Origin of the sequence: Granulosicoccus antarcticus IMCC3135, from assembly GCF_002215215.1 — a bacterium.
GTDB classification, from domain to species: Bacteria; Pseudomonadota; Gammaproteobacteria; order Granulosicoccales; family Granulosicoccaceae; genus Granulosicoccus; species Granulosicoccus antarcticus.
On the sequence record NZ_CP018632.1, the window covers coordinates 1839701 to 1866148 of the forward strand.

At 52.6% G+C, this 26448-nt stretch carries 21 protein-coding genes; 10 read left to right on the forward strand and 11 right to left on the reverse strand.

The annotated features are described in order from the left end of the window. Positions 1–84: 84 nt before the first annotated feature. Together IMCC3135_RS07865 and IMCC3135_RS07870 are read right to left on the reverse strand one after the other, a co-directional pair. Positions 85–750, reverse strand: coding sequence for a ChrR family anti-sigma-E factor (locus IMCC3135_RS07865; protein WP_088917107.1), 666 nt, complete (start codon positions 748–750; stop codon positions 85–87). 94 nt (positions 751–844) lie between these two features. Further along, positions 845–1399: a sigma-70 family RNA polymerase sigma factor gene (locus IMCC3135_RS07870; RefSeq protein WP_157735842.1), complete on the reverse strand. Its 555-nt coding sequence runs from the start codon at positions 1397–1399 to the stop codon at positions 845–847. Positions 1400–1535: 136 nt separating this feature from the next. On the opposite strand from IMCC3135_RS07870, the gene IMCC3135_RS07875 reads away from it, so the two are divergent. The 3 genes from IMCC3135_RS07875 to IMCC3135_RS07885 are packed head-to-tail and all read left to right on the forward strand — an operon-like array spanning position 1536 to position 4931. Further along, on the forward strand, positions 1536–2891 hold the full coding sequence (locus IMCC3135_RS07875) for an NAD(P)/FAD-dependent oxidoreductase (RefSeq protein WP_088917109.1): 1356 nt from the start codon (positions 1536–1538) through the stop codon (positions 2889–2891). Continuing rightward, the gene (locus IMCC3135_RS07880; protein ID WP_088917110.1) at positions 2888–3670 is read left to right on the forward strand and encodes a DUF1365 domain-containing protein; all 783 of its coding nucleotides are present in this window, start codon (positions 2888–2890) and stop codon (positions 3668–3670) included. Before IMCC3135_RS07875 ends, IMCC3135_RS07880 begins: the two co-directional genes overlap by 4 nt. Positions 3671–3677: 7 nt before the next feature. Beyond that, complete coding sequence (locus IMCC3135_RS07885; RefSeq protein ID WP_157735843.1) at positions 3678–4931, forward strand: SAM-dependent methyltransferase; 1254 nt, start codon at positions 3678–3680, stop codon at positions 4929–4931. Positions 4932–4967: 36 nt separating this feature from the next. On the opposite strand, the gene IMCC3135_RS07890 is transcribed toward IMCC3135_RS07885, so the two are convergent. Next, complete coding sequence (locus tag IMCC3135_RS07890) at positions 4968–6953, reverse strand: tRNA(Met) cytidine acetyltransferase TmcA domain-containing protein (protein ID WP_088917111.1); 1986 nt, start codon at positions 6951–6953, stop codon at positions 4968–4970. Positions 6954–7752: 799 nt separating this feature from the next. Here IMCC3135_RS07890 and IMCC3135_RS07895 point away from each other — a divergent pair. Both IMCC3135_RS07895 and IMCC3135_RS07900 read left to right on the forward strand, forming a co-directional pair. Continuing rightward, positions 7753–8883 carry a fasciclin domain-containing protein gene (locus IMCC3135_RS07895; RefSeq protein WP_088917112.1) on the forward strand — a complete coding sequence of 377 codons (1131 nt, stop codon included), beginning with the start codon at positions 7753–7755 and terminating at the stop codon, positions 8881–8883. 231 nt (positions 8884–9114) lie between these two features. Then, on the forward strand, positions 9115–10281 hold the full coding sequence (locus IMCC3135_RS07900; RefSeq protein ID WP_088917113.1) for a M14 family metallopeptidase: 1167 nt from the start codon (positions 9115–9117) through the stop codon (positions 10279–10281). Between the two features lie 142 nt (positions 10282–10423). On the opposite strand, the gene IMCC3135_RS07905 is transcribed toward IMCC3135_RS07900, so the two are convergent. The 5 genes from IMCC3135_RS07905 to IMCC3135_RS07925 all read right to left on the reverse strand — a co-directional run bounded on the left by IMCC3135_RS07905 (position 10424) and on the right by IMCC3135_RS07925 (position 15878). Then, positions 10424–11902, reverse strand: coding sequence for an AMP nucleosidase (locus IMCC3135_RS07905; protein WP_088917114.1), 1479 nt, complete (start codon positions 11900–11902; stop codon positions 10424–10426). 44 nt (positions 11903–11946) lie between these two features. Beyond that, positions 11947–13191 (reverse strand): hypothetical protein, encoded by a 1245-nt coding sequence (locus tag IMCC3135_RS07910; RefSeq protein ID WP_088917115.1) that lies wholly within the window; start codon positions 13189–13191, stop codon positions 11947–11949. 73 nt (positions 13192–13264) lie between these two features. Beyond that, entirely contained in the window at positions 13265–14173 is a 909-nt protein-coding gene (locus IMCC3135_RS07915) for a cyanophycin synthetase (RefSeq protein WP_088917116.1), read from the reverse strand. Further along, positions 14170–15042, reverse strand: a complete 873-nt coding sequence (locus IMCC3135_RS07920) for an ATP-grasp domain-containing protein (RefSeq protein ID WP_088917117.1) — start codon at positions 15040–15042, stop codon at positions 14170–14172. Before IMCC3135_RS07920 ends, IMCC3135_RS07915 begins: the two co-directional genes overlap by 4 nt. 302 nt (positions 15043–15344) lie before the next feature. Next, positions 15345–15878 carry a retropepsin-like aspartic protease family protein gene (locus IMCC3135_RS07925; protein WP_157735844.1) on the reverse strand — a complete coding sequence of 178 codons (534 nt, stop codon included), beginning with the start codon at positions 15876–15878 and terminating at the stop codon, positions 15345–15347. 228 nt (positions 15879–16106) lie between these two features. Between IMCC3135_RS07925 and fusA the strand changes: the two genes are divergently transcribed. After that, positions 16107–18191, forward strand: coding sequence for an elongation factor G (gene fusA, locus IMCC3135_RS07930; protein WP_088921737.1), 2085 nt, complete (start codon positions 16107–16109; stop codon positions 18189–18191). Positions 18192–18310: 119 nt separating this feature from the next. Here fusA and IMCC3135_RS07935 read toward each other — a convergent pair whose 3' ends face one another. Continuing rightward, on the reverse strand, positions 18311–19366 hold the full coding sequence (locus tag IMCC3135_RS07935) for a substrate-binding domain-containing protein (RefSeq protein WP_088917119.1): 1056 nt from the start codon (positions 19364–19366) through the stop codon (positions 18311–18313). 163 nt (positions 19367–19529) lie between these two features. Here IMCC3135_RS07935 and cobS point away from each other — a divergent pair, with 163 nt between their 5' ends. Beyond that, positions 19530–20513 (forward strand): cobaltochelatase subunit CobS, encoded by a 984-nt coding sequence (cobS, locus tag IMCC3135_RS07940; RefSeq protein ID WP_088917120.1) that lies wholly within the window; start codon positions 19530–19532, stop codon positions 20511–20513. After that, entirely contained in the window at positions 20503–22485 is a 1983-nt protein-coding gene (locus IMCC3135_RS07945) for a cobaltochelatase CobT-related protein (RefSeq protein ID WP_205737955.1), read from the forward strand. The genes cobS and IMCC3135_RS07945 overlap by 11 nt, the downstream gene beginning before the upstream one ends. On the opposite strand, the gene IMCC3135_RS07950 is transcribed toward IMCC3135_RS07945, so the two are convergent. After that, positions 22427–23116: an HD domain-containing protein gene (locus IMCC3135_RS07950; protein ID WP_205737956.1), complete on the reverse strand. Its 690-nt coding sequence runs from the start codon at positions 23114–23116 to the stop codon at positions 22427–22429. The genes IMCC3135_RS07945 and IMCC3135_RS07950 overlap by 59 nt on opposite strands. A gap of 153 nt (positions 23117–23269) precedes the next feature. On the opposite strand from IMCC3135_RS07950, the gene IMCC3135_RS07955 reads away from it, so the two are divergent. Both IMCC3135_RS07955 and preA read left to right on the forward strand, forming a co-directional pair. Next, entirely contained in the window at positions 23270–24586 is a 1317-nt protein-coding gene (locus IMCC3135_RS07955; protein WP_088921740.1) for an NAD(P)-dependent oxidoreductase, read from the forward strand. Between the two features lie 4 nt (positions 24587–24590). Beyond that, positions 24591–25889 carry an NAD-dependent dihydropyrimidine dehydrogenase subunit PreA gene (gene preA, locus IMCC3135_RS07960; protein WP_088917121.1) on the forward strand — a complete coding sequence of 433 codons (1299 nt, stop codon included), beginning with the start codon at positions 24591–24593 and terminating at the stop codon, positions 25887–25889. Here preA and IMCC3135_RS07965 read toward each other — a convergent pair. Further along, complete coding sequence (locus IMCC3135_RS07965; protein WP_205737957.1) at positions 25859–26407, reverse strand: DNA-deoxyinosine glycosylase; 549 nt, start codon at positions 26405–26407, stop codon at positions 25859–25861. The two genes, preA and IMCC3135_RS07965, sit on opposite strands and share 31 nt — an antisense overlap. Between the last annotated feature and the right edge of the window lie 41 nt (positions 26408–26448).

Genomic DNA, 26448 nt, shown 5'->3' on the forward strand with positions numbered 1-26448 from the left:
ACTGCTTGCTATCTTGCTATCTTTCTGTCTGGCGAGCTGCTTGTTACCGATCGGGGCTTCTGAATTCCGATCGGTAACACTGCATCAGATGCCTACAAAGGGTTGCATGATTTTGCCGAAGACACTTTCATATCGAACCGGTGATTGTGTCGCGATCAAGGCAATACAGGGGATATGGCCGTCGATCAGAGGGCGATGCGTTGCATGATTGTCCAGATCGGCAATGTCGCCAGCTTCGAATTTGCCGAGCTCATCGGTATAGGAGCCCTGGACAAGATAAGTCAGCTCCCGGTCATTATGTGAGTGGGCGCTCAGTTCGACCCCGGGTTCCAGATGAAGTAGCTGAAAGGCTCCGTCTCGACGGTGTTGCTTGCTCAGCTTGAACTGCTTGATACCCGGCGCAATTCGCCTCCATTTCAATTCCTCAAGGCTCGTTGGCAATAGACGCGCAAGTGGACGTGGTATTCCTGGAATGAGGGATTCAACTGCGGTAGCACCGTTCGTTCCCGCCGCGGTATGGGTGGGCATGAGGGAGGCTCTGGCAATCAGTTCACTGGCTGAGAGGGCAACCGTTGCGGGTTCAACTTCCGCAATGACTGCTCCGCCAATACCATCGGCAAGTTCTGCCTTGAGCCTGCAATGGCTGCAGACAGTCATATGGCAGGCGACAAGCGTCTCCATCGGCACGCTCAGACCGCCAGCCGCATAATCCTGAATAGTTTCATCTGTCAGGTGGTGTGTCACATTCATCGCTGACTATTTTTTTCGGTTAATCTGTTGTTGGAAGGTTCATCTTGAACCGATCTTTCGCTGAGGCTCTTTTCTACCTCCTCTAGACTCCCCCTTACGGACTGCATCGCCAATCGGATTCGTGATTTGACAGTTCCGATTGGTAATTCCAGCCATTTGGCGATATCCCCGTGTGACTGCCCCTGAAATAGGACAGATGAATGACCTGTCGCTGTTCTTGTGGCAGTTTTGCAAGAGCCTCGTTGAGTTGGCGTGCTGCCTGTTCTTCGTCGACAAAGTTTGCCTGCGTGTCGGTTTCCGTGGTCTCTACGTCCAGTAGATCGTCATCGAGCTCGACTTCAATACGAGAATTGCCACGCAAATAGTCGATGCGTCGATTACGTGCGATGGTAAATAGCCAGGTGCTGGCTGCGGCTTTCTTCGGATCGTAGCTTTCCGCGCGGCGCCAGACCGTGAGCATGATTTCCTGCATCAACTCTTCTGAGATCTCCTCACTCATACCTTTGCCCAGGAGAAAGGATTTGACGCGACCGGCGTAGTAGCCGTAGAAATCGGAAAAAGCCGCTTCATCGCGGTCCCGGGCAATGGCAAGCAGATTACCGCCCATTCGCTCACGCAGCAATATTGCAGCTGCGTCCTTTTTCTTCATTTGTTGAGCAGACTCCGAGATATCCATCAATAAAGTGTACCGTTAATAGTCCAATGCAGAGGTAATAGTTGATCCTTATGCCGACCCTCTGCGTAGTAGAGTTCTGTTACAGGCACTATAGAGTAGACTTTAAAGTATGGTTGCAGACGGCAAAAAGCACATTGCTATCGTGGGCAGTGGCGCTGCAGGATTAGCGGCCGCCTGGCTGCTGGCAAAGCGGCACCGCGTCACGTTGCTGGAAAAAGATAGCAGACTTGGCGGGCATGCTCACACAGCGACCGTCGAGAGCGCTATCGCTGGGGAGGTGGGCATGAAAATCGACACCGGTTTCATCGTTTACAACGAGCCGAGCTATCCGAACCTGACTCGCTGGTTTGATGCGATGCAAGTGTCAACTGAAGCCAGCGATATGTCATTTGCTGTTTCTCGCGAAAACGGCAATTTCGAGTATGCCGGCGGGCCTGCTTTGGGGCTTCTGGCGCAACCTGCATTGCTTCTCAAACGAAGATACTGGCGCATGTTGCTGGATCTACGACGATTTTATCGAGAGTCTCCTCGGCAGATTCCTTCCGATTCGCAGATGACACTTGGCCAATACCTGATCAGCAATCATTACTCTGCGGAGTTTATCGAGGATCACCTACTGCCTTTTGGTGCCGCTATCTGGTCGACGCCGAAGCAGCAGATGCTGGAATATCCGGCGGCCTCGTTTATTCGATTCTGCCAGAACCATGGTCTGTTGCAGATCAGCAATCGCCCGCAGTGGCGCACGGTAACTGGCGGCAGCGAAGCTTATGTCAACGCCGTGGCTATGGCGATTGGCGAGCAGTCCATTCAGACAGATTTCCCGGTTAGTCGAATAGAGCGCAACAGTGATGGTGTTGTCGTACATGCTACTGACGGGCGCACTGTAGAGGCAGATGAGGTCGTGTTGGCAACCCATGCCAATCAGGCTCTTGCCTGTATTGAGGAGCCCTCCGAGCAGGAAAAGTCCTTACTCGCCCCCTTTGCCTACGAATCGAATCACGCCGTTCTACACACCGATATTCGTTATTTACCCAAACGACGACGGGCTTGGTGTAGCTGGAATTATGTAGAACGAAGCAGTAAGGATGAACAGAGGGTCTCGTTGAGCTACTGGATGAACCGTTTACAAAACCTTGAGGGAGATACCCAGTTCATAGTGACACTGAACCCTGATCAACTGCCAGCAGAAGAGAGCATTCTACGTAGTCAGTATTACGAACACCCGGTGTTCACCGCGAGTACGTGGGAGGCTCAACAGTCGCTGTGGTCTCTGCAAGGTGTTAACAGAACCTGGTTCTGCGGTAGCTACTTTGGTTCTGGTTTTCATGAGGATGCTGTGCAATCCGGTTTGGCGGTAGCAGAGCAGCTGGGCGGTCTGGAAAGACCCTGGGCGCTGGAAAATCCTTCGACGCGGATCGTTGTTACAGAAAACCCGCGATCTGAGCTGGCTCAGGTCGCCGCGTGAGTTTCAACAGTCGCCTCTATGCCGGACAGGTTTATCACCGGCGAACCCGGCCCCGGGAACACAAGATCCGTTATTCGGTATTTACCTTGTTTCTTGATCTGGACGAGATAGATCAGCTGGATGCGAATCTGTGGCTGTTCTCACGGAATCGTTACAATCTGTTTTCCTTCTATGACCGTGATTTTGGTGAAGACAGGGCAGAGAAGCTGACAGATTACGTGCATCGAAAATTGAAGGATGCCGGATTTAGCTCAATGCCTGAGCAAATCTTGTTGAGCTGTTATCCACGAGTCATGGGGTATGTTTTCAATCCTCTAAGCCTTTTCTATTGTCTGGACGGGCAGGGCAAGTGCATCGCAGTTCTGCACGAAGTGCACAATACCTTTGGCGAACGGCACTGTTACGTCCTGCCGGTCGAATCCCCGACACAAGGTGAATCTGAGTGGATTCATCAGCAAACTGACAAGGCGCTTTTCGTCTCACCTTTCGCACATATGGGGATGCATTACGATTTTCGCCTCAATGTGCCAGGGGAGCGTCAGATCGTTGTCATCCGCGCTTCGGATGATCAGGGGGTGGTGATCACTGCAAGCTATACAGCCCGCCAGAAACGCCTGACGGCTACTCGTCTGGGTGGATATTTCATTATTTACCCAATGCTGACAGCCAAGGTGTTTTTGGGAATTCACTGGGAGGCTTTGAAGCTATGGTGCAAGGGCGTCCCCTGGTTCAAGCACCAGCCAAAGAAAACGCCTGAAACTCCCGCCGAGCCACACTGAAAAGACTATGTCTGAATTAGAAAATCACACCATCAGCCAGCCACTACCTGCTCGGTATCGGTTACAGCATATTCTGGGTAGCCTTATCGGTCGGCGATTTGATCATTTGCTGGACGGTATTCAACACGGGCAGCTGAGCATGACCTGGCCTGATGGGCACACAACCCTCCATGGAAAGATGTCGGCTGATCCGAGCCAGAATGCCCAGGTCACACTGCACAACTTCCGGCCAGTGCGCCAGATGATGCTCTTGGGCGAAAACGGTTTCGCGGAGAGCTACTTGTGTGGGGACTGGGTGACGGATAACCTGCGTAATCTGTTCGCGCTCATCATGAATAATGAAGCGGAAGTGGCTGCCATGACAACGGGGAGCTGGTACGCACGGTTGATCAACTCTGTAAGGCATGCACGCAACCATAATTCATTAATTGGAAGCCAGCGCAATATCGAGTTTCATTATGATCTCGGCAATGAGTTCTATCAGTTGTGGCTAGACCCGACCATGAGCTATTCATCTGCCGTGTTTACCGGTGAGGAATCTCTGGAGTCCGCGCAGACAGCCAAATTGGATATGGCAGTACGCTCACTGGATCCGAAGCCGGGTGCACGCGTTCTGGAAATTGGTTGTGGCTGGGGTGCGATGGCCAACAGACTGGCAACACAGGCAGGTTGTCAGGTGGAGGGTATCTCTCTGTCACATGAGCAACTTCGTTATGCGCAGATACATAACAATGTCATCGCCAATGAACAATCCCCGGGTAGCACCGAATTCAGGCATCAGGATTACCGGGCGGTAGAAGGAACCTACGATCACATCGTGTCCATCGAGATGTTCGAGGCGGTGGGTGAGCAGTACTGGGTAACGTATTTCGACAAGCTCAGTGAGTTGTTGGAGACCGGTGGATCAGCTGTATTGCAAGTCATCACGATTGCCGAGGATCGATTCGAGGAATACCGTTCCAGTCCCGACTTCATACAGCGCTATATTTTTCCCGGTGGCATGTTGCCAACCAAGACACATCTGGAAAAGCTGGTTGAGGGCGCAGGGTTCGAGCTGGTCGGGACGGACTGGTTTGGAATCAGCTATGCGGAAACACTGGCGCGCTGGCGCGAGCGGTTTGACCAGGTGACGCGAGAGGTGGGAGTGCTAGGGTTCGACGATCGCTTCTTGCGTATGTGGCGCTACTATCTGGACTATTGCGAGACCGGTTTTCGTTTTGGCCGGACTGATGTCGGACAGCTATTGTTGCGCAAGCGCTAACCTGAATTGTCCATCATGGAAGGCACTTTAATGAGTTCACTCCAGTGCTGCCGTCACGGCCTTTCGCAGGATTGCCTCATACCTGCGTCTGGCGATATCCGGTTTATGCTGCAACGGAAGCTGGTGCTGGCTAGCAAGGCGACTCAGGGCCGCAAACGTATCGTGCACACTGCGTTGGCCCTTGATGAATCGTTGTAGTAGCGCAGCGTCCTGAAGCTGACTGTCCGTTTTTTGTGGGTCATCATGTATCCAGCGTAGATTGTCATCGTGAATGCTCACGGCTGACTGCACTACCGAATCCAGTGCCGGGCCCTGGCTCTTTATCACGGCGATTGCCGGCTTACCCGTTCTTGGATTGGACTTGAATCCGGTATGGAATTGGGTGTACCCGTTTCTTAGCCAGAAGGCCAGGCTAACCGGGTCGCTGGCAAAGCTTGCTCCAAAGCCACTGGCAGGCCCGCCATGGGTCATGGTGGCGCATTCGACTGCTCGCAGTAATCGTGAGCCGAGACCGCGTCGGCGATCCGGATCGACCACGGCGATCCGGATAACTCTGCCATATTTCGCCGCCAGTGCCCGGGCCTCATTCGCTGATTGAGCCAGTAGTTGTGGCAGTAGCTGATGAGGCAGACGTCTTTGTTTACTGACAATAGCTTCATGCAGGCAGGTATCTATATCGCCTTCCAATACCAGCATCAGAGCAGCCTTGACCTGTCCGCTTTCCTCAAGAACCCACAGCTGCAGGTCAGGGGCGTCCAGCATATGAGAAAGGTCGGTGGCACTTGTCTGGTAGTGAGTGTCACGTAGCAAGCCGTATACTTGTCGCAACAAGGGTTCATCAAGAGCCAAAGCCGCCCGATCCAGTAAGCGAATAGAGCCGCCGCAGGGTGATAGCCCTGTGTGTGCATCCGAATGTTCCTGACAGGCAACAGCTGTGTGCTCTGTGGCCGGCGGGCGAGGGGTGCGGGCGTCTTTGCTATTGCCACCCATCAGCAGAGTGTCAATGAGATATTCAAGCGGGTCGCCAGCGTCCCAGCGCCATGGTGTATCGGGTTGTAGTGTCAAGTTATGGACATAGCGCTTTTTCAGTATCTGGCCGAAACGCAGTGCAAAAGCTCTACCGGCATTCTCGTACCCTTCTACTGTGGAGCAATAGATCACGTGCTGATGAGTGTCCAGAAAACCCTCCAGCATTGAGAGGGGAAGGCTGCTCGCTTCGTCCACGAGCAATACTTGGCAGCCTGATCCTTGGGCACCTGCTGGCGCAAGAAAGTCACAATGTGCTGAGCTGTGGCGCTGTAGGCTGGTCAGAGCCGAGCGTCTGGCTGCAGTGACTGCAAAGGTGATGTCCTGCTTGTCCAGCCAGCCGGCAATATGCCCTAGCAGGGCAGATTTACCGCGGCCGCGGCGCCCCGTTATCGTTATACAACCTTGTGCATGGTTGTTCAGGTAGTCGCAGGCGGATTTCAGCAGCGCATCCTGTTCCTGATGAGCTGTAGTCCATGAAAGTGCTGGGCAGTTTGCCGGCGGCGCCTGTGCAGGCGAGATGGTATCGCTCCCCATGCCGATTGATTTCTGCGTTGATAGCTCCGCAAAAAGATCGGGACTGAGGGGCTGACGAAGCCATTGCACCTTGTCAGGAAAGCGCAGAGTCATTTCTGATAGCAGTCGTATGAATCGCCGGTTAAAGTGATTGAGAGACGAGGTCGACGTTTTTACAGAGTGAGGGAAGGGCAGGCCGAGTACGAGTACGCCGCCGGCCTTGATGGTGCCGGTCAGTGCTGCCAGCAATCCTGCATCAATGTGATCATGAGTTTCATGAATCAGAATATCGAATTCGCTGCCGAGGACTTCTGTGATTCGGTCGGCACGATCTGCTGCATGCGCAGCGCCTATAAAAGGTAGCTGGTGGCTGGCGGCAAAGTCGCTCAGTGCGCCTTCTGGCGGGCTTGTCAGCAGAATAAGTGCACGATGCCGGTCGCGTGCGGCCGCGGTGGTCGCCCCGGTCAGCTGCGTCAGCATCACCGGATTGCTGATTCAGGGGCGTGAAACAGTTGTTTTCCTTTCACAGTTCAGAGCTAAGCCTTTGAGTACACTAGTGTTTCGAAAGTGTGGTGACTTTCGTTATTCCTCCTCCAAGTGGTATGAAAGCAGGACGCTACTTTAGGGCCATGGATGGCCTCTTTTTTATCACCTGTCGACGATGAATCAGCATCAGAGCGCGATAATACACCGGTTAATGTTTGCTAAGTTATACTCAGCATACCGCTACGACGCTATAGCACGATTTTCGAGCTACCCGCATAGCCGACCTACGCACATTGTCACCCTGCATTGAACGCTGGTTTTTTTGGTGAAATAATGCAGGATCATAGTGTTTTGTGATGATTTGAAGCTTACATGGCTTGCTCGATTGCAATGGTATTCCCATCGGAACTTAGAGGTGGGTGGTGCAGTAATATGTGATACTTACATCCATCACTTAGATCGTTGAGAATTAGTGCAAACTTCTATCTTGAATTTCGGCGGCTTGTCATGAGCTCTGAATCTGGATATTGGTTAATGCGTTTCGTGCCAACCAAGTATGTTTTCTACAGCTTGGGGAAGTGTGACTAGTTAATAAGGTGAAGCTTAGTTTTTCGATCAGTTTGCGGTGTGAGCTCAATGCCTGTTTTAAGCATGGCATTTGAGTTGGATGGACCTATACTCTGTCAGCAGGCACCCGCTTCGTTGTATTAGCGTCTTCATCTGTTGTTGTCTTTGTTGTTTCCGACAAATCTAGTTTGTTTGACCATTTTTTAAAATTAATAGAGGATCACTTATGATTAAGAAGTACTTTGCGATGACTATCATTGCGGCCAGCGTCTCTTTAGCAGCATGTTCAGATGACGATGATGATGACGGTTTAGATCCGGTAGATCCAGGTCCTATTGCTGTTACTGCTGAAGGCACTGCATACGACCTGATCGCGGCTTCTGCCGATCACACAACACTGCTCAGCATGATCGATACTGCTGGTCTGGATGCAACGCTTGACGCTGAAGCAGCAACTTTCACTGTTTTCGCACCAAACGACACTGCTTTCGCAAACTATGATGCTGCAGTTGCCGCAGGTGTTGCGACTACTGAAGACGATACAGACGATCTGACTCCTCTGGCTGACTTCACAGAAGCTCAGGTTTCTCGAATCCTGATGAACCACGTAGTTTCTGGTTCTGTTGAAACTCTTGAAGATGCAGCTGTACTGAACACACTGGCAGCGGCTGATGATTCTGTTGACCCAGCTCTTGTTGCTCAAACTCTGACAGCTAGCATCAGTGCTGAAGGTGTTACAAGCGTCATGGCTATCGGTGGCGAAGCAGTTGCCGTTGATGCGACTATGGTTGGAACAGAAGTTGATGCTGTTGAACAGGACATCGTTCATTCAGTAGGCGCTATCCTGATGCCTAGCGATTTGCCTTCTGCTGAAGAAGTGATCGTAGATCCAGTAGATCCAGGCAATGGTGAAGGTGGTGAAGTTGCAACAGGTGCATTCGCAACGTTGGTTGGGTCTGACTACACAACTGCTGTAGCGGCTCTGGATGCTGCATATGGTGCAGGAACTTTTGATAACGCTGCCTGGACTTTGTTTCTGCCTAGTGATGCAGTACTGGCCGCTGCAGAACCTGCGGTTGCTTCCCTGACTTCTGCAGAAATTGATGGACATCTGCATACAACAGCATTGGATGAAGCTGCACTGGCGGCTGTAGTCGACGGTTCAGGTACTATTCTTTCTGCCAGCAGCACAGCTACACCTGCCACTATCGCTATCACTACTGATGCCGATGGCAACACTCTGGTTGGTGGATTTACAGTGACTTATCTCGGTACAGTTGCCGCTGATGATGAAGCTGCTACTTCAGGCGGCGCTCAGGTTTATGCCATTGATGGAATTCTTCCTGCGGCTGAGTAAGTTATTGCTTGTGAGGTGAATGTCTTGGGCATTTGCCAGGATTGTTTTTTGTTTGACTTCAAATGAAGTCGGTAGAGAAGCAATTTCAAGCTAGTTAGGAAAAAGGCAGACTCTTGGAGTCTGCCTTTTTTCGTTGTGTGCCTGAAATCGTAAAGTGCCACTTGATTGCGATCAGTGGCCCATTCAGGCCGTTTCTCTTTTCCGGCTTACATTCAAACTGACGAGTTTTGCATGACGATCTGTATTAACGATAAATTCGACAGTGGCAACATTGAGGTTGTCTCTGCCCAGGATCCAGCATCCATTCAGTTGAAAATTCGAAAGGACACGAATTCCGAATTTCTTCAGTGGTTTCATTTCAGCGTATCTGGAGTCGCTGGCAAGCAATGTCGCATCAGCATTGTCAATGCTGGTGATACCGCCTATCCCGGTGGCTGGAAGGGCTACGATGTGGCCACCTCGATTGATCGCCAATTCTGGTATCGCACCCCTGCGGAGTACGATGGCCAGCAATTGACGTGGACATTTGAAGCGCAAAGCGACGTCACATGGTTTGCCTACTTTGCTCCCTATTCTCTGGATCAACATGCTGATCTGATAGCTGCGGCAGCCACTGCCGATGCTGTCGAGTATGAGAGCCTGGGTGTCACTCATGAGGGGCGTAGCATCGACTATCTGAAGGTATCGGCGCTGCCCGCTGACGCTGCAAATGATCATGTCAACCAGCAACGCAAGCAACTGTGGGTGATCGCGCGCCAACACCCGGGCGAATCCATGGCTGAGTGGTGGATGGAGGGCTGGCTGGATCGGCTTCTTGATCAGGATGATGCTAGTAGCCGAGCCTTGCGTGCTGTTGCCGATATACATGTGGTACCGAACATGAACCCGGATGGCTCCTTCCTGGGCAATCTGCGTACCAACGCCCTGGGGGTCAATTTGAATCGGGAGTGGGCATCACCCAGTCTGGAGAAAAGCCCTGAAGTCTTTCATGTTCGTCAGCGCATGGAGCAGACCGGAATCGATCTGTCACTGGACGTGCATGGGGATGAGGCCTTGCCTTACAACTTCATTGCAGGCACCGAAGGGATAGCTGACTGGTCAGATGTGCGCGATGCTGAGCTTGTGGCGTTGAAACGAACATGGGCAGCATTGAATCCTGATTTTCAGGATGTTCATGGGTATCCCAGAAGTGGATCTGGACAGGCGAACCTGACAATCTGCAGTAATAATCTGGCACACAGCTTTGGCTGTCTGGCAATGACACTGGAAATGCCCTTCAAGGATACGCTGGATACACCGCGGCCCTTCAATGGCTGGTCGGCGGAGCGAAGCATGCGATTGGGGGCCTCGTTCGTCGATGTTGCTCATCTGGCTCTGACAGGTCGTCTGTTGAGCTAAATGCAAGCGAGTGGTGCCGTTTTAGAGACGCCCCGATTTAGGAGGGGGCAGGCAGGAGCGCCTGCAGCCAAAGGACGTCCGGCCAGAGTAGAGTGGTGTGGCGAGTTTTCGCAACGCCACTCTACGATGACCTTTGGTGTGGCTACTGAAAGGCGGTTTCGAAAAAGCTTCTGAGTTTTCTGGAGTGGAGACGCTCTGATTTCATCTCACTGAGTTTACGCAAAGCCAGCATGCCTATTTCCAGATGCTGTGAGACCTGGTTCTGGTAGAACTCGGTTGCCATGCCTGGCAATTTGAGTTCTCCTTGTAGTGGTTTGTCGCTGACGCAGAGCAGGGTGCCGTAGGGTACGCGCAAGCGAAACCCATTTGCTGCAATGGTGGCAGACTCCATATCCAGCGCAATGGCTCTGGATTGAGACAGGCGGCGTACTGGCTCTCGCTGATCCTGTAGTTCCCAGTTGCGATTGTCGATGGAGGCAACGGTGCCTGTGCGCATGATACGTTTCAATTCATAGCCTTCAAGGCCGGTAACGTCTGCTACAGCGCCTTGCAGAGCCTGCTGGACTTCGGCTAGTGCCGGAATCGGAACCCAGACCGGGATGTCAGCATCCAGTACCTTGTCTTCGCGAACATAGGCGTGTGCAAGCACGTAGTCTCCCAGTTCCTGGGAGTTTCTCAGGCCTGCGCAATGACCCAGCATCAGCCAAGCGTGAGGTCGCAAGACAGCGATATGGTCGGTGATGGTCTTGGCGTTGGATGGGCCCACTCCAATGTTGACCATCGTTATGCCGCGGTGCTTGCTGGACTTCAGGTGGTAGGAAGGCATCTGCGGTTGTCGGGATGGGGCTGTGCCCGAGCTGGGCTCGGACTCACCATTCAGGGTGATGACATTGCCTGGTTCTACAAAAGACTCATAGCCTGAATCGCCATCTTTCATCATGTCGTGTGCCAGGCGACAGAATTCATCAATATAGAACTGATAGTTGGTGAACAGGACATAGTTCTGAAAATGCTCAGGCTCTGTCGCTGTGTAATGCACCAGTCGATGCAGCGAGTAGTCGATGCGTTGTGCGGGAAATGGAGCCAGAGGCATGGCCAGGCCTGGTTCTACTTCTAGAGTGCCGTTGACGATGTAGTCATTGACCTGCGCAATGTCGGGCACATCGAATGCATCACGCAGCGCGACAGTAATCTTCTGCGGTCGATGTACGGCGAGAGCTGAGCCGGATTCCAGAGCAAAGTGCAGGGGGATGGGGACATCGGATTCGGCAATTTCGATCGGTTCCGCGTGATTTTCAATCAGCAGGCTAAGCTGGTGTATCAGGTAGTCGCGAAACAGTTTCGGCTGTGTGATCGTTGTTGTGTACAGGCCGGGTTGGTCAACATGTCCGTAAGACAGTCGTGAATCGACGCGCGCATAGGTGCTGTTGCGGAATCGTATCTCTGGGTAGAAGGCGCGATGTTTGGTGTCTGGCAGGCTGCCGCTTAGGTATTTGGCAAAGGCATCTGCAAGAAAGGCGGTATTACGCTCATACATTGCGATAAGACAATCTACCGCCTCTGTGGCGTTAGTGAAACTGATTGCCTTCTGGGGTGGTGGGGTCGTTAAATGTAGTGTCATTGCAGCTCCGCTTGAATTCTTGGGCAGGATAGCACGGCTGATAATCAGTCCTTGTCTGAATAACGCAGGTAGATCAGCGACAGCAATCCGGCCGGCACATATAAATACTGGAGGGCCAGATCATGAGGGATGGGTATGACGAGCAATGCGGCGCCTAATATTAAAAAGGTCAGGCCAAGAAAGATCTGGGACAGATAGCTCTTGATCAACAGGTATTGCATGCTGCCGTTAGTTCTGGCGACATCAAAAAAACGCTTGTTGAAGGCCAGTCGAAAAAATGATGAGAAAAACGTAATGAAGATGAGAGCTATCCAGAGGCTCGCCCCCTCGGATTCAGTGTTCAGCGTGAAGCGCAGAAGCCATGAGGCAAGGTAGAGCCAGACGGCTGCGCGGTAAACCCGTGCTATGTCGAGTTGGTCTATACGGTTCTTGACGAGATAAAACAGAGCTGCAAACACGAGTGCCAGAACGACGACGGCGATTCCTAATCGGCTGAAATCCTCTCGCACCATGAGAAACAATGTCAGCGTCCAGAAATGGCTTTCCAGATAAAGAAATATGCCATCTGACAGAAAGACGGCTCTGGAGCCTTGTCCATCCTTGTGTGCCAGGCTGCGTAATATGGTTACCGGCTTTGCCAGTGTTTCGGGGTCAACGATAGGTTGTTGGCCGGGAGGTTGCGTGGCAAGGTGTCGACTGGAGGCTAGGCTGATGCCTGCCGAGAGGGCCAGTAACCAGATCAAGCCGCCGGTTTCCAGAAGGGTTCCACCCAGCAGGATGCCAATCTTGAGAATCAGGGTGACGAAAATCTGAAAATTTCCATATTGACGCCCGGTATCGTTACTTCCCAGTTGTCGCAAGAACAGCGTGCGTTGGCTAGTCCAGAAAAATGCGTTGTAAAAGCCGTTTGCCATACCGATAACCAAGGCGGCAAAGCATAACTGTGCGGTAGTAACGCTTAATGTGCCATCTGGTGGGGTAAACAAGGCAGCGCCCGGGACTTCAGTGAGCAGGCCGACGCTGGCAATCAGCAAAAATTCCAATGCGAAGGTCAGGCTGATCAGATGCTTCATTGGCCAGCGTCGTGCCATGCGCTGCCAGAGGCTCAGGGCGGCAGCAAATGACAGGCCGGAAACCCCTACGAGTAGAGAGAGCCCAGCAAGGTCGAGTCCTTTTTGCCACAGGTAGACCGGCAGGAAGAAAGGCAGCAGGCCTATTAGTAGAGAATGTGCGCCCAGGAACTGATAGAAGTAGCCAGTTGCGGAGCGCGCCGAGGGCAGGTTCAACACGGTAGTACCCAGATTAGGTGCGCTGTCATTGAGTTACTGGAGTCGCATATTTCCAGAACTGAGAGAGAGAAACTCAGAAAGTATCCGAGTCGGTAACGATCAATGCGTCCATCTGGTTGTAGAAATCATCCAGATTCTCTCGCTGCCCATAACGCGGAGCGTTGTGCATGCGTGTGTAGGGGCGTGAATTGACTTCCAGGAAAATGCATCGTTGTTCCCGGTAGTCCTTTTCGATGCCCTCTTCGAATATGACATCGATACCAAACAGATTGGCGTCAAAAGCGCTGATAACCTTCAGGAACAAGTCACGATTGGCAGCCGGAATAGTGGCTTGGTCAATGACTTCGATAACGCCACCAGGTGCCAGTGCAATGCGGTTGAAAGTGTGAACTCGTTCGCCTTCAGCAGGGATCGAATTCAGGGTTTTACCCTGCTTGCGCAGAAAATCAATAGTCGCCTGTGATTTCTGGATGGGATGAACCGTAGGGTATAGCCCCATATCTTCGCGTATTTGATTCTCCGCATCGATCAGTGTACTGATTGTGTCCTGACCGTTGCCATCAACGAAGGGCGGGTAGCGGCGTATGACAGAGACCATCGCATCGCCAGTTGCCAGCACCCTGTAGTTATTGCCCAGCAGGTATTGCTCCACGATGCTGGTTGGCCACCAGACCTTGACCATCAGAGCCGCTTTCCAAAGTTCGCGATAGTTGTTGATCGGAAAATGGCTGCCACGGGAGAAGCCGCTGACATTTGGCTTGATGCACAGTGGGAAGCCGTGTTCGCGAGCGAAACGGTGTGCGGTCCAGGGATTGAGGAAGAGCGTGCCTTTGGCGTGCGGAATGTCATGCCGGGCAAACATTGCACGCGCCTGCTTTTTGGAGCGGCTGGCCTTTCTGACCTGAAGCGAGTTGTAGTTGCTGCAGCCAGCCATGTACTTCTGGCTGATCCAGCTATAGATCAGCGTCTTGAGTGATTTCACGGTTGTATATAACGCTCGCCGATCTTGTGGGTTGATTTGCTGGTCGCTGATTGGCCTGGCAGCGAACTGTTGCGACCGTATAGCATCATGCGAGCAAATATCGGTTGCGGATTTTCTACCGGTTTGATCATTTTGGTAGCGCGGGCAAGAGACATCATGGAGCTTCGGATGAATCTCCAGCGTTCTGCCCAGCTGAATGATTTGTCCAGCAGGTTGATAGGCATTGGCAAGAAAAGATTGATTTCAATGACGTGGAAGTTGCCTGCCACCAGCTCTTCATTCGAATCCGCCCGGGCGCTCATGCGGCAGATGCCAAACTCACCGATCTGTGAAAGAAAGTTTGCGAGGGTGGTTTGTGCCTCTGGAGAGAATTGTGACGTGATGTCAACGTATTGAGTGTGGTGGTTGTTCTTGCTGTTGATTGGGAACTGTTCACGCTCATTGACAGCTTCAGTCACCGTCATTACGTCATGTGTACCGTCTGTGCGATTGGCGTCGATGCTGAATATTTCATACTCACGCTTGCCCGTTGCTGCCTGTTGTACCAGGTAGCGTTGTGGTTCGTTCGAAAGGGCTGCTCTCAGGCTGATCAGTTGTTCGTAGTCGTCGACTCGATGAATGCCATGCGCATTTTGTCCCCACTCGGGTTTGAAAAATACCGGGAAAGTGCTGGGGGTCAGCGTCTCTGAGTCGATGCTCTGGGGTAATCGCCAGCGATCGGGAATCAGGGAATCAATGGACAGTTTTGAAAAAATGCCGTGTTCCGTAGAGAAATAACGGGCATTCATCTGCCAGTAGTGCCACGGAGCGGCACCAATCCGCAGACAGGAGAGTATGTAGGTTACAACCATGATGATCGTGATGTGCATTGAGACCTACCGCTAACTCCGAGATTTTTGGGAGGGCGATGCCCTCAACCCCTAATATTACCTTGTCATGTGGTGTAACTGCCACAGAATAAGCGCCTTTTAGCGTCTTGCAATGTCCTTACTCTGGACGCTTGCCGATTGCTTTTACGCCGTGCTCCGTACTGTGAGCGGGATTAAATGGGATGGTTCCCCAGATTTTGTCACCGCTTGTAGCTCCAGTAAGTAACAATTGGCTTGGACTCTAGCCTATTTTTCTCGAATAGCGAGTCACTTGAAAGCTCTTCAGGTTAAAAATTCAAGTGTCAGGGCAGGCTGATAGTCAACTCACCGCGGCGCTGAGTCAGATCGTAGTGTCGTAGGAACTCCATGCCCAGCAAGGCTGTGAAACCTTCCAGAGACGGGTTGATGTGTGCGCGAACGTTACGTTGCGTAAACGGGCCAATGGAGAGTGAGTCCAGTTGTGTGGAAAACACTTGTGCCGTGCCGTTAGCGGTCAATACGTTGAATCGACGACCTCGTTCCAGGCCTGACCGTCTGGCAACGACGTCCGACAGGCTGATGCCGGTCGCGCCAGTATCGATGAGAAAGGTAACGGGTTGATCGTTGACCAGGCCTTCCAGCTGATACTGGCCGTACCGATCAGACTTGAGCCGCAGGGTAGGGGAGGCACCATTTTGAGACGTCCATTCGGGTGCATTGTTCATTAGACGATTGTCTAGCATGCGCTGCGCGAGCAGGGTTCCACCGCCCAGTATCAGCAGCCAGAGCAGCACAATCATCCAGCCTGCGATGGTCTTACCAGAATCATGTGATGAATCGGTCTTGCTATCTGACATTAGCATCCCAAAATTGGGTAGAATTGTGGGTTTACCGCGTCAGGCACCTTCTTTAGCGACTCTGCACCTGTCTGGCGGGACTGATGGTACATATGCTTTATGTGTTCCAGCCTTGGTCCTGCCCAGTGCGAGTTGGCTTCAGACTGTTCCTAGTTGCGGACTTCAGCAAGGTAACGTCCGGGCATTATCAAACAGCCGGGCCATTAATCCCAGACCGTGAGCACCAAGATGACTGACCTTTCACACTACCGCAACATTGGCATCTTTGCCCACGTTGATGCGGGCAAGACCACTACCACAGAGCGAATCCTGAAGCTCACGGGCAAGATACACAAGACCGGTGAAGTACACGATGGTGAAGCTACCACTGACTTCATGGCTCAGGAGCAAGAGCGCGGAATAACCATCCAGTCAGCGGCGACCAGCTGCGAGTGGGACGGTCACCGATTCAACATCATCGATACTCCGGGACACGTTGACTTCACTATCGAAGTTTATCGTTCCTTGAAAGTACTCGACGGTGGTGTGGGTGTTTTCTGTGGTTCTGGCGGTGTTGAGCCCCAGTCCGAAACAAACTGGCGTTATGCGAATGAATCTGAAGTAGCACGTGTAATCTTCGTCAACAAGCTGGATCGCATGGGCGCTGATTTCTATCGCGTCGTCAAGCAGGTGAAGGACGTGCTGGCTGCTCGTCCCGTCATCATGACTCTGCCAATCGGCACAGAAGATGACTTTGTGGGCGTTGTGGATCTGCTGACCGAAAAGGCATGGATCTGGGATGACTCTGGCAATCCTGAGAGCTACACGCTCGAAGATGTGCCTGAAGACATGATCGAGATCGTCGCCAAGTACCGTGAAGAGCTGATCGAAACTGCTCTGGAAATGGACGATGAAGCTATGGAGAAGTATTTCGAAGGCGAAATACCTGACATCGCTACCATCCAGAAGTGCATCCGCAAGGGCACAATCGACCTGGTCTGGTTTCCTGCTTTCTGTGGTTCTGCGTTCAAGAACAAGGGTATGCAGCCCATGCTCGACGGTGTGGTTGCCTATCTGCCTAGCCCGACTGAAGTCAAGCCACAACCTGAAGTGGATCTGGAAGGTGTTGAAACCGGTAATTTCGCGATTGTTGATCCCGACAGGCCTTTGCGTGCACTGGCGTTCAAGATCATGGATGACCGATATGGCGCTCTGACATTCATTCGCATCTACTCAGGCAGAATTGCGAAGGGTGATACGGTTCTCAATACTTTTACGGGTAAGACAGAACGAATCGGTCGTATCGTTGAAATGAACGCTGAAGACCGTATCGAGCTGGATTCTGCACAAGCGGGCGATATCGTCGCTGTATTGGGCATGAAGAACGTTCAGACAGGTCATACACTGGCCGATCCGAAGCATCCTGCCACACTTGAGCCTATGGTTTTCCCTGATCCGGTCATCTCGATTGCCGTATCACCGAAAGACAAGGCGGGTAGTGAGAAACTGGGTGTTGCCATTGGCAAGATGGTTGCCGAGGATCCTTCTTTCCGCGTCATGACTGACGAAGAAAGTGGTGAGACGATTCTGATGGGCATGGGTGAATTGCACCTGGACATCAAGATCGACATTCTCAAGCGTACTCACGGTGTTGAAGTTCAAGTGGGCAAGCCTCAGGTGGCTTACCGCGAGACAATTACACAGAAGATCGAAGATACTTACACTCACAAGAAGCAGTCTGGTGGTTCTGGCCAATACGGTCGTATCGACTACACCATCGAGCCGGGTGAGCCAGGTACTGGTTTTGAATTCGAATCCAAGGTTACAGGTGGCAACGTGCCACGTGAATACTGGCCAGCGGTCGAGAAAGGCTTCAAGCTGTCCATGCACGAAGGTGTATTGGCGGGTTATCCATTACTCGACTTCCGCGTCGTTCTGACCGATGGTGCCTTCCACGCAGTCGATTCAAGTGCGCTGGCATTTGAAATTGCTGCCAAAGGTGCTTACCGTCAGTCTATTCAGAAGGCAGGTCCTCAGATCATCGAGCCGGTCATGAAGGTAGACGTGTTCACACCAGATGATCACGTGGGTGATGTAATCGGTGACCTTAACCGTCGTCGTGGCATGATCAAGTCACAAGAGCCAGGTGCTACCGGTGTTCGCATCAAGGCAGACGTACCTTTGTCAGAGATGTTTGGCTACATTGGTGACCTGCGTACCATGACTTCTGGTCGTGGTCAGTTCTCCATGGAGTTCAGCCACTACAACCCTTGTCCGAAGAACGTTGCGGACGTGGTTATCAAGGAAGCTCAGGAACGCAAGGCTGCGAAGTAATCAGTCTCTGTTAGTCCGGTAGTTTCAAAAAAGGCGCTCTGTAAAGAGCGCCTTTTTTTTGTCTTTCATTTCCCGATTGTTTTGAACTTGCCTGTTCGCAGGCTTCCAGAAACGAACCGTTAGAAGTCGATGATCGAGGCTTGCAGGGCCTTGGCGACTGCGTGCAGGCGATTGGCCGCATTAAGCTTGCGAGTGGCATTGCGCAAGTGATAGATAATGGTGCTCTCGGTGACGCCCAGTATCTGGCTGATCTCCCACGAAGTCTTGCCTTTGGATGCCCATTCCAGGCATTCACGCTCTCGTGCACTGATCTGTCCATCACCGGTTTGATGACAGTTAGCGCTGTTATTACGATCCCGGACGCTATTGCGCGGGATTATTGTTGGCATTGCCCAGTCTGTGCCTTGTTCATCAGCAGGTTTGGCAAGCATGTTGTTGATCATGTTCATGACTCGCTGGGCGGCATGCTCGCCAATACGTGCCAATGGCTGTCGTATTGTGCTGAGAGTCGGTCGGGTGTGAGCGGCGGCGCACAGATCACCACAACCCAGGATCGACATGTCGTGTGGCATGCGAACACCGTTCTGCTGGCAGGTGCTGAAAGCGCCCATGGCCATTCTGTCGTTCTGCAGAAAAACGGCAGTGGGCGGGTGCTTTGAATTCAGCAGAATGTTCATTGCGTTGGCACCGCCTTCTTCATCAAGAGTTGCTTCCAGCGTTTGCATCTCAATGTCACCGCTGCGCTGGCTGGCTACCGTCTGCATGAATCCTTCGAGCGTATGTTGCACGCTGTAGCGATATGTAGGTCCCGATACCATGGCGATGCGACGATGCCCCTTGGTAATCAGATGTGCTGCTGCCAGTGTGCCTAGCTGGGTATTGTTGAGATTGGCGTGTACAACGTTCTTGCGGGTGCTGATCAGACGAGCCAATTGGTCATTGCTGAGGCAGTCAGAGTGCATGATTATGCCGTCGCAGTGGCTGCGTGCCAGGACTTCCCACGCCGTTTGCTCATCACGCGCGCTGCGACCGGCAGCAACCACAATGGTCTCGAAACCATTGGATTCCAGTCGCGCAACGGCTGCATCGACTAACGGCAACAAGCTGGCGGAGCCCGTCAATTCGATCATCAGGCCGACACGAGGGGCGGTCGTTTCAAGCAGGGCACTTGCCATTGTCAGCTCAACTGTCGGTTGTCGTTACGTCGGAATCGCTCGGTGAGTACATCATTAATCAGCTTTATTATCAGCTTTTTTCCACTGGACCCTTTCGCGCAGGGTGTCTGTCTGTGTTAGTGCGTGTAGGATAACGCCTTTACTCTGCTCATTGCTCGGAACCATGCTCGACTCGAATCAAAACAATGCGTACAACAATGCCTTGCTACCTGACACCACGGTCTCTGTAAGAGAAACCTTTGGTCTGGATGTGGATCTCATGGTACCGGCCTATTCGGCACATTCAGAGCGGGTGCCAGACATCGATCCGACCTATCTGTTTGATTTTCGCACAACCATGGCCATACTTTCAGGCTTTGCGAATGATTGGAGGGTTTTGATTTCCGGATTCCATGGCACCGGTAAATCCACGCATATAGAGCAGGTAGCAGCTCGGCTCAACTGGCCCTGTTTGCGAATCAATCTGGATAGCCATGTCAGTCGAATTGATCTGATCGGCAAAGATGCAATCGTGCTGCGTGAAGGCAAGCAGGTTACCGAGTTTCAGGAGGGTATTCTGCCTTGGGCCTATCAGCGTAATGTGGCTCTGGTCTTCGATGAATATGATGCTGGGCGCCCTGACGTCATGTTCGTTATCCAGCGTGTGCTTGAATCAGCGGGACAATTAACGCTGCTGGATCAAAGTCGCGTTATTCGGCCTCATCCAGCATTCCGTTTCTTTGCTACGGCCAACACGGTGGGCTTGGGTGATACCACAGGTCTTTACCACGGCACTCAGCAAATCAACCAGGCACAGATGGATCGTTGGTCGGTTACTACCATTCTCAATTACCTGCCTGCTGATAAGGAAGCTGCAGTCGTTCTGGGTAAAGCACCGCACCTGGATAACGAGGCGGGGAAAAAGCTGATCGCTCAAATGGTTGCGCTGGCTGGGCTGACGCGCAATGCCTTTCGGAATGGCGACCTGGCAACAGTCATGAGTCCTCGTACGGTCATTACCTGGACACAGAATCTGACTTTCTTCAAGGATGTCGGTTTATCGCTGGAGCTGGCGTTTGTGAACAAATGCGATCCGGCCGAGCGAGCCTTGTTGGGTGAGCTTTATCAACGGGTCTTTGGTGAGGAGCTTCCGGACATTGGCGTCTGACGATCGTACAAAAGGGCAGCCTCATTTGCATCCACACAAGATAGGTGAAGTGCAAGCGGTCGGCGCTACGGAATCCGGTGCCGGTGTGCACGTCGGTGAAGGCATCAATGCGCCTCAAGGTGGCAATGCTGCGGGCATGCCTGCAGCATTCAGGCAGTCTACGGGAGCTTGCGCGCGCGCCATAGCTCGAGACAGGTCCATTGATATCACCTTCGACGAAAATGCAGAAGATGTCGAAGGCATGGTCTTGCCGGGTATTCCCGATGATGCAACGGCGCTGGAGCGGCTTCAAACCCGTGGCCGCAGTGACGCTATCGCTTTGTACAAGCAGTATCATGATGCACGTACTCATGCGCGCTATCAGCCACAAACAGACACATCGCAACGTTTGCATGCAATGGCGGAGCAGACTCGGGTTGAGTTGCTTGGCGCAAATCTTTACGAAGGTGTAGGGCGTAATCTGGACGCAGCTCTGGACGGTCGCTACCGGTTATTACTGGATACGATTCGTAAACCGGTCATCAATCTGGGAGAGGTCGGGGAGCCACGGCTGGGAATTGAACATGCACTTACCTTGTACTTGCGTGAACAATTGAGTGATCGCCCGCTGAGTCCTGCTGCTGATGAAGTGCTGTCGGATTGGCGTGAGTGGCTGAAAAGCGATGTTTCCAGTAAGTTCAAACCGGCAGATTTCAATCTCGATGACCAGGCTGGTTTTGCCAGAGCACTGGGCAAACTGCTTCGATCTCTGGAACTCGAAGACGGTGAGCCGAGCGATAATCCTGATGAGTTCGATGACGAGGATCAAGCGCAGGACGAGTCACAGACGCCGCAGGACGATTCTGAAAGCAGTGAGTCGGATAGTACGGACTCGCAAGATGAGGCTGACTCGGATGCTCAGGAAGAAGATGGCAATGCCGAGGATGGCAGTGAGAGTGTCGAGCCCGATGATGACATCCCTGAGCGTAGTTCAGAGCAGCCTGGAAGTGAATGGCAGACGACGACGGGCGACGGGACTCGTCGTTCGGAAAATGATTATCACGTGTACACACGTGAGTACGATGAAGTCATTCGGCCTCTGGATCTGTGTGATGCTGAGGAGCTGACTCGTCTGCGGCAGACGCTCGATAGCCATATTGGTGACCTTCAGCGATCTGTCGGTCGATTCGCCAATCGCTTGCAACGCGTCTTGATGGCGCAGCAGCGACGCTCCTGGGAATTCGATCTGGAAGAAGGGCAGTTGGATACCTCACGCCTGACTCGAGTGCTTACCGACCCTTTGATGCCATTGACCTTCAAGCAGGAATCGGAAACGCCCTTCCGCGATACCGTGGTGACGCTGTTGCTCGACAACTCCGGCTCCATGCATGGTCGCTCGATTCGGGTGGCTGCCGTCTGCGCCGATATCCTTTCAGCAACGCTGGAGCGTTGTGGTGTGCGTATTGAAATTCTGGGCTTCACAACCGGCGCATGGAAAGGTGGCAAGTCGCGCGAAAAGTGGGTGGCCGCAGGTTATCCACCGAACCCTGGTCGGCTGAACGATCTGCGGCACATCATCTACAAGGCTGCAGATACACCCTGGCGTCAGTCAAGGCGTAATCTGGGACTGATGATGCGCAAGGGGCTGCTCAAGGAAAATATCGATGGTGAGGCACTGCAATGGGCGCATGGTCGATTGCTGCAACGTACCGAGCAACGGCGCATTCTGATGATGATCTCTGACGGCGCTCCTATTGACGATTCGACTCTGTCTACCAATCCGGGACGCTTTCTGGAAAAACATCTGCGACACGTCATTTCGCAGATAGAGCGTCAAGGAGAGGTGGAGCTGGTGGCAATCGGTATCGGCCACGATGTTCGTCAATACTATTCCCGAGCCACCACGATCCATGATGTGACGCAGCTGGCCGATGTCATGACAAGTCAGCTGGTCGAGCTGTTTTCAGCCAGCCATGATCGACAGCCTCGTTGAAGATCGCATTGGCCATATCCCATAGGGTATCCGAGCCTTTGCCTATCTGTGCTGTTCTGGAGGTTACCTGGTCCAGAGACACCTCGTAATCCTTCCAGGTGCCGCCCTCGGTCAGGGCATTGAGCAGCACGGGCTGCAGTCTGTCCAATGCCTTTGCGAAGCGGGCATCGGCAGACTGGGCTGCCTCAAATTCGTCCCAGCACTGACGTAGCAGCAGAGACTGATCATCGGGTAACAGGCCGAACAGGCGAGTGGCCGCAGCCTGTTCGTTAGCCTCTTGCTCCGGGTTCTGTTGGCCGTGCAGGGGAGTGTCGCCGGCATCCACTTCCACGATGTCGTGCACCATCAGCATGAAAATAACGCGCTCTATATCGACAGCTTCGTTGGCGTGTTCGGCCAGAATACGAGCGAACATCGTCAGGTGCCAGCTGTGCTCAGCACTGTTCTCACGTCGCTCGTTGGAAGCTATATGACTGGCCCGGTAGACAGATTTCAAGGCATCGATTGCGACGAGAAATTCTATCTGTGACTTCAGGCGTGGAGCCAGTTTTTCCGACCAGGCAGGCAAATTCGTGGCAGTCATCGCAAGCGGTGTTAATGGGTTGACCCAGACAATAACGGATAGTGCCACGCTCGTGTCAGGTCCGAGTAGGTAAATTTATTATTGCAAAGGCGTTATTAAAAATTTGACCAATTGGAAAAAAATTGCTTTAATCGAAGATATTCCGTGATCGCCTGTCTGGCGAAATACACGGTGACAGAGTCTGTGGAGGAGTCCTTAACGATGGTGTCCAGTAATCACGAACTGTTGCAGCAAGACCTGCATCCGCCCTTGTCACGGCATGAGGCGACGGTCGAATCTGATCGGTGCTACTTCTGTTATGACGCGCCTTGTGTCACTGCCTGTCCCACGGGTATCGACATCCCGCTCTTTATCCGGCAGATAAGTACGGACAATGTCTCAGGCTCGGCACGTACTATTTTCAATGAAAATATTCTGGGCGGTATGTGCGCCCGGGTATGTCCCACAGAAACATTGTGTGAACAGGCCTGTGTTCGCAATACAGCCGAAGATAACCCGGTTCGTATCGGTGAATTGCAGCGTTACTCCACCGACCACCTGATGGAGACCGGTCAGCAACCGTTCACTCCAGCTGCCAGTACCGGGCGCAAGGTTGCAGTTGTGGGGGCCGGTCCTGCAGGTCTTGCCTGTGCGCACAGGCTTGCATTATACGGACATGCGGTTGATATTCTGGAGGCTCGTCCCAAGCCCGGTGGGCTTGATGAGTACGGCATAGCAGCCTATAAAACAGTCGATGACTTTGCACAACGTGAAGTTAGCTACATCCTGTCCATCGGAGGTATTGACGTGCTGCATGGCAAGGCGTTGGGAGAAGACTTCACCATGGATGAGCTCAAGCGCGATTACGATGCTGTGTTTCTTGGTATGGGGCTTGGGGCTGTTAATCAGCTGGGTATCGAAGGTGAAGAGCTTGATGGCGTTGATGATGCGATCGATTTCATCGAGGAACTGCGTCAGGCAGATGACCTTTCAACGCTTGAAGTTGGCGCTGCGACTATCGTGATTGGTGGTGGTATGACAGCCATTGATGCCGCAGTACAAAACAAAATGCTGGGTTGTGAGGAGGTCACGCTAGCCTATCGCCGTGGTGTTGAATTCATGAATGCCAGTCCCTTTGAACAGGATCTGGCCAAGGTCAATGGTGTGGTTGTTCGCAACTGGTTGCAGCCCTTGCGTGTGATTGGTGAGAACGGCCGGGTCAGTGGTGTGGAGTTCGCTCGCACGGCTGTAGAGGATGGTCGCTTTGGAGTAACCGGAGAGACACTGATTTTGCCGTGCGACAGAGTGCTCAAGGCTATCGGTCAGAAGTTTGATGACAGTATTAATAGTGCAAGTGGTGAAGCGACAGTGGTGTTTGAAAAAGGTCGAATCGTGGTTGATGCAGATCGCCGAACCTCGGACGAAAAAGTCTGGGCGGGTGGTGATTGCGTCGTCGGCGGTGAAGACTTGACCGTCGCGGCTGTGCAGGACGGCAAGCTTGCCGCCGAATCCATTCATTCAATGCTGGCAAAGGGGTAGGCACATGGCTGATCTGAGCAGCAATTTTCTGGGTATTAAATCACCTAACCCTTTCTGGTTGGCGTCCGCGCCACCGACGGACAAGGAATATAACGTCGTTCGGGCATTTGAAGCGGGCTGGGGAGGGGTTGTCTGGAAGACGCTGGGCGAAGACCCCAGTGTGGTTAATGTCAACGGGCCACGCTATGGCGCCATGTACTCCAGCGATCGAACGCTGGTCGGATTCAATAATATAGAATTGATTTCCGATCGCCCGCTACAGATAAACCTGGATGAAATAAAGCGGGTCAAGCGTGACTGGCCCGATCGTGCTGTTGTGGTATCCCTGATGGTGCCTTGTGAGGAGCAGAGCTGGAAGGATATTCTGAGCAAGGTCGAGGACACGGGTGCAGATGGCATCGAATTGAACTTCGGATGTCCGCACGGCATGTCGGAACGAGGCATGGGTGCGGCTGTCGGTCAGGTGCCTGAGTATATTCAGATGGTGACCGAATGGTGCAAGCAGAATACCCAGATGCCGGTTATCGTCAAGTTGACGCCAAATATCACGGATATCAAAGCGCCAGCAACGGCTGCAGTGAATGGCGGTGCAGATGCCGTATCTCTGATTAATACCATCAACTCCATCATCAGCGTTGATCTGGATACCATGTCGCCCAACCCTTCCATTGATGGCTGGGGATCACATGGTGGTTACTGCGGTCCTGCCGTCAAGCCAATCGCGCTGAACATGGTCGCTGAAATCGCGCGTAATCAGGCAACGGCAGGTATTCCCATATCGGGTATTGGTGGAATTACAACCTGGCGTGATGCTGCTGAATTCATGGCACTGGGGGCTGGTAATGTTCAGGTATGTACCGCAGCGATGACTTATGGCTTTCGTATCATCGAAGAGTTGACACAAGGTCTGTCAGATTGGATGGATACCAGCGGTTACAAGAGCCTCGACGATTTTGTCGGCAAGGCGACGCCGAATGTGAAGGATTGGCAACAGTTGAATCTCAACTACATCGCAAAGGCAGTCATTGATCAGGACCTTTGTATCCAGTGTGGTCGTTGTCATGTGGTGTGTGAAGATACCTCGCATCAAGCCATTACCTCAATGGTGGATGGCAAGCGACATTTCGAGGTGATCAATGAAGAGTGTGTCGGCTGTAACCTGTGTGTCAGTGTTTGTCCGGTTGATCAGTGCATCAGCATGGAGCAGGTGACCGAAGGGGTCGATGTCCGAACAGACAAGCCAATCTTGAGCGAATATGCCAACTGGACGACTCACCCCAATAACCCTTCTGCCCAGCGTTGATGTTTTTCGGTTAAGGACAGGCTAGCCATGGCTGGACTGGATGAGGGCAGGCTGACAAGTCGTATCTGTCGGCCCTGCCTTTGTTGCTCGTCCAGTACCGACTGGCAGTGTCGGACAAGCAGTTTCTCTGCACTCTTGCCGTTGCAGGCAATGCAGCTAAGGGCTGGATGGTTCTGGATGTAATCACCGATATCGTTAGCCTGTTCGCTACTGCGAACGATACGGCTGTCGAGGCTGCCAGGTCTTTCGCAACTGGCCAGAACATCCCAAAGTGCATAGCCGCCTTGCACCAGAAGAGAGCAACGCTGCGAGTAGTCCAGTGCATGGGCCGAGATATAGCTGAGTTCTGATACTTTCAGAATAGCGAGCATGATCGGCCAGAATGCATTGCGTGGATGGGCGTAATACTGGTGAGCTACGAGTGAGGCCTGTCCGGGCATTGTTCCCAGAACCAGGGTGTGTGCGGTAGAGCTTGACAGAGGGGAGAATGAGTGTGAAGCCATCATGATAATCAGCATTGCCAGTGTGTTGTTACAGGCCTGGACCAGTAAGCTGGTTG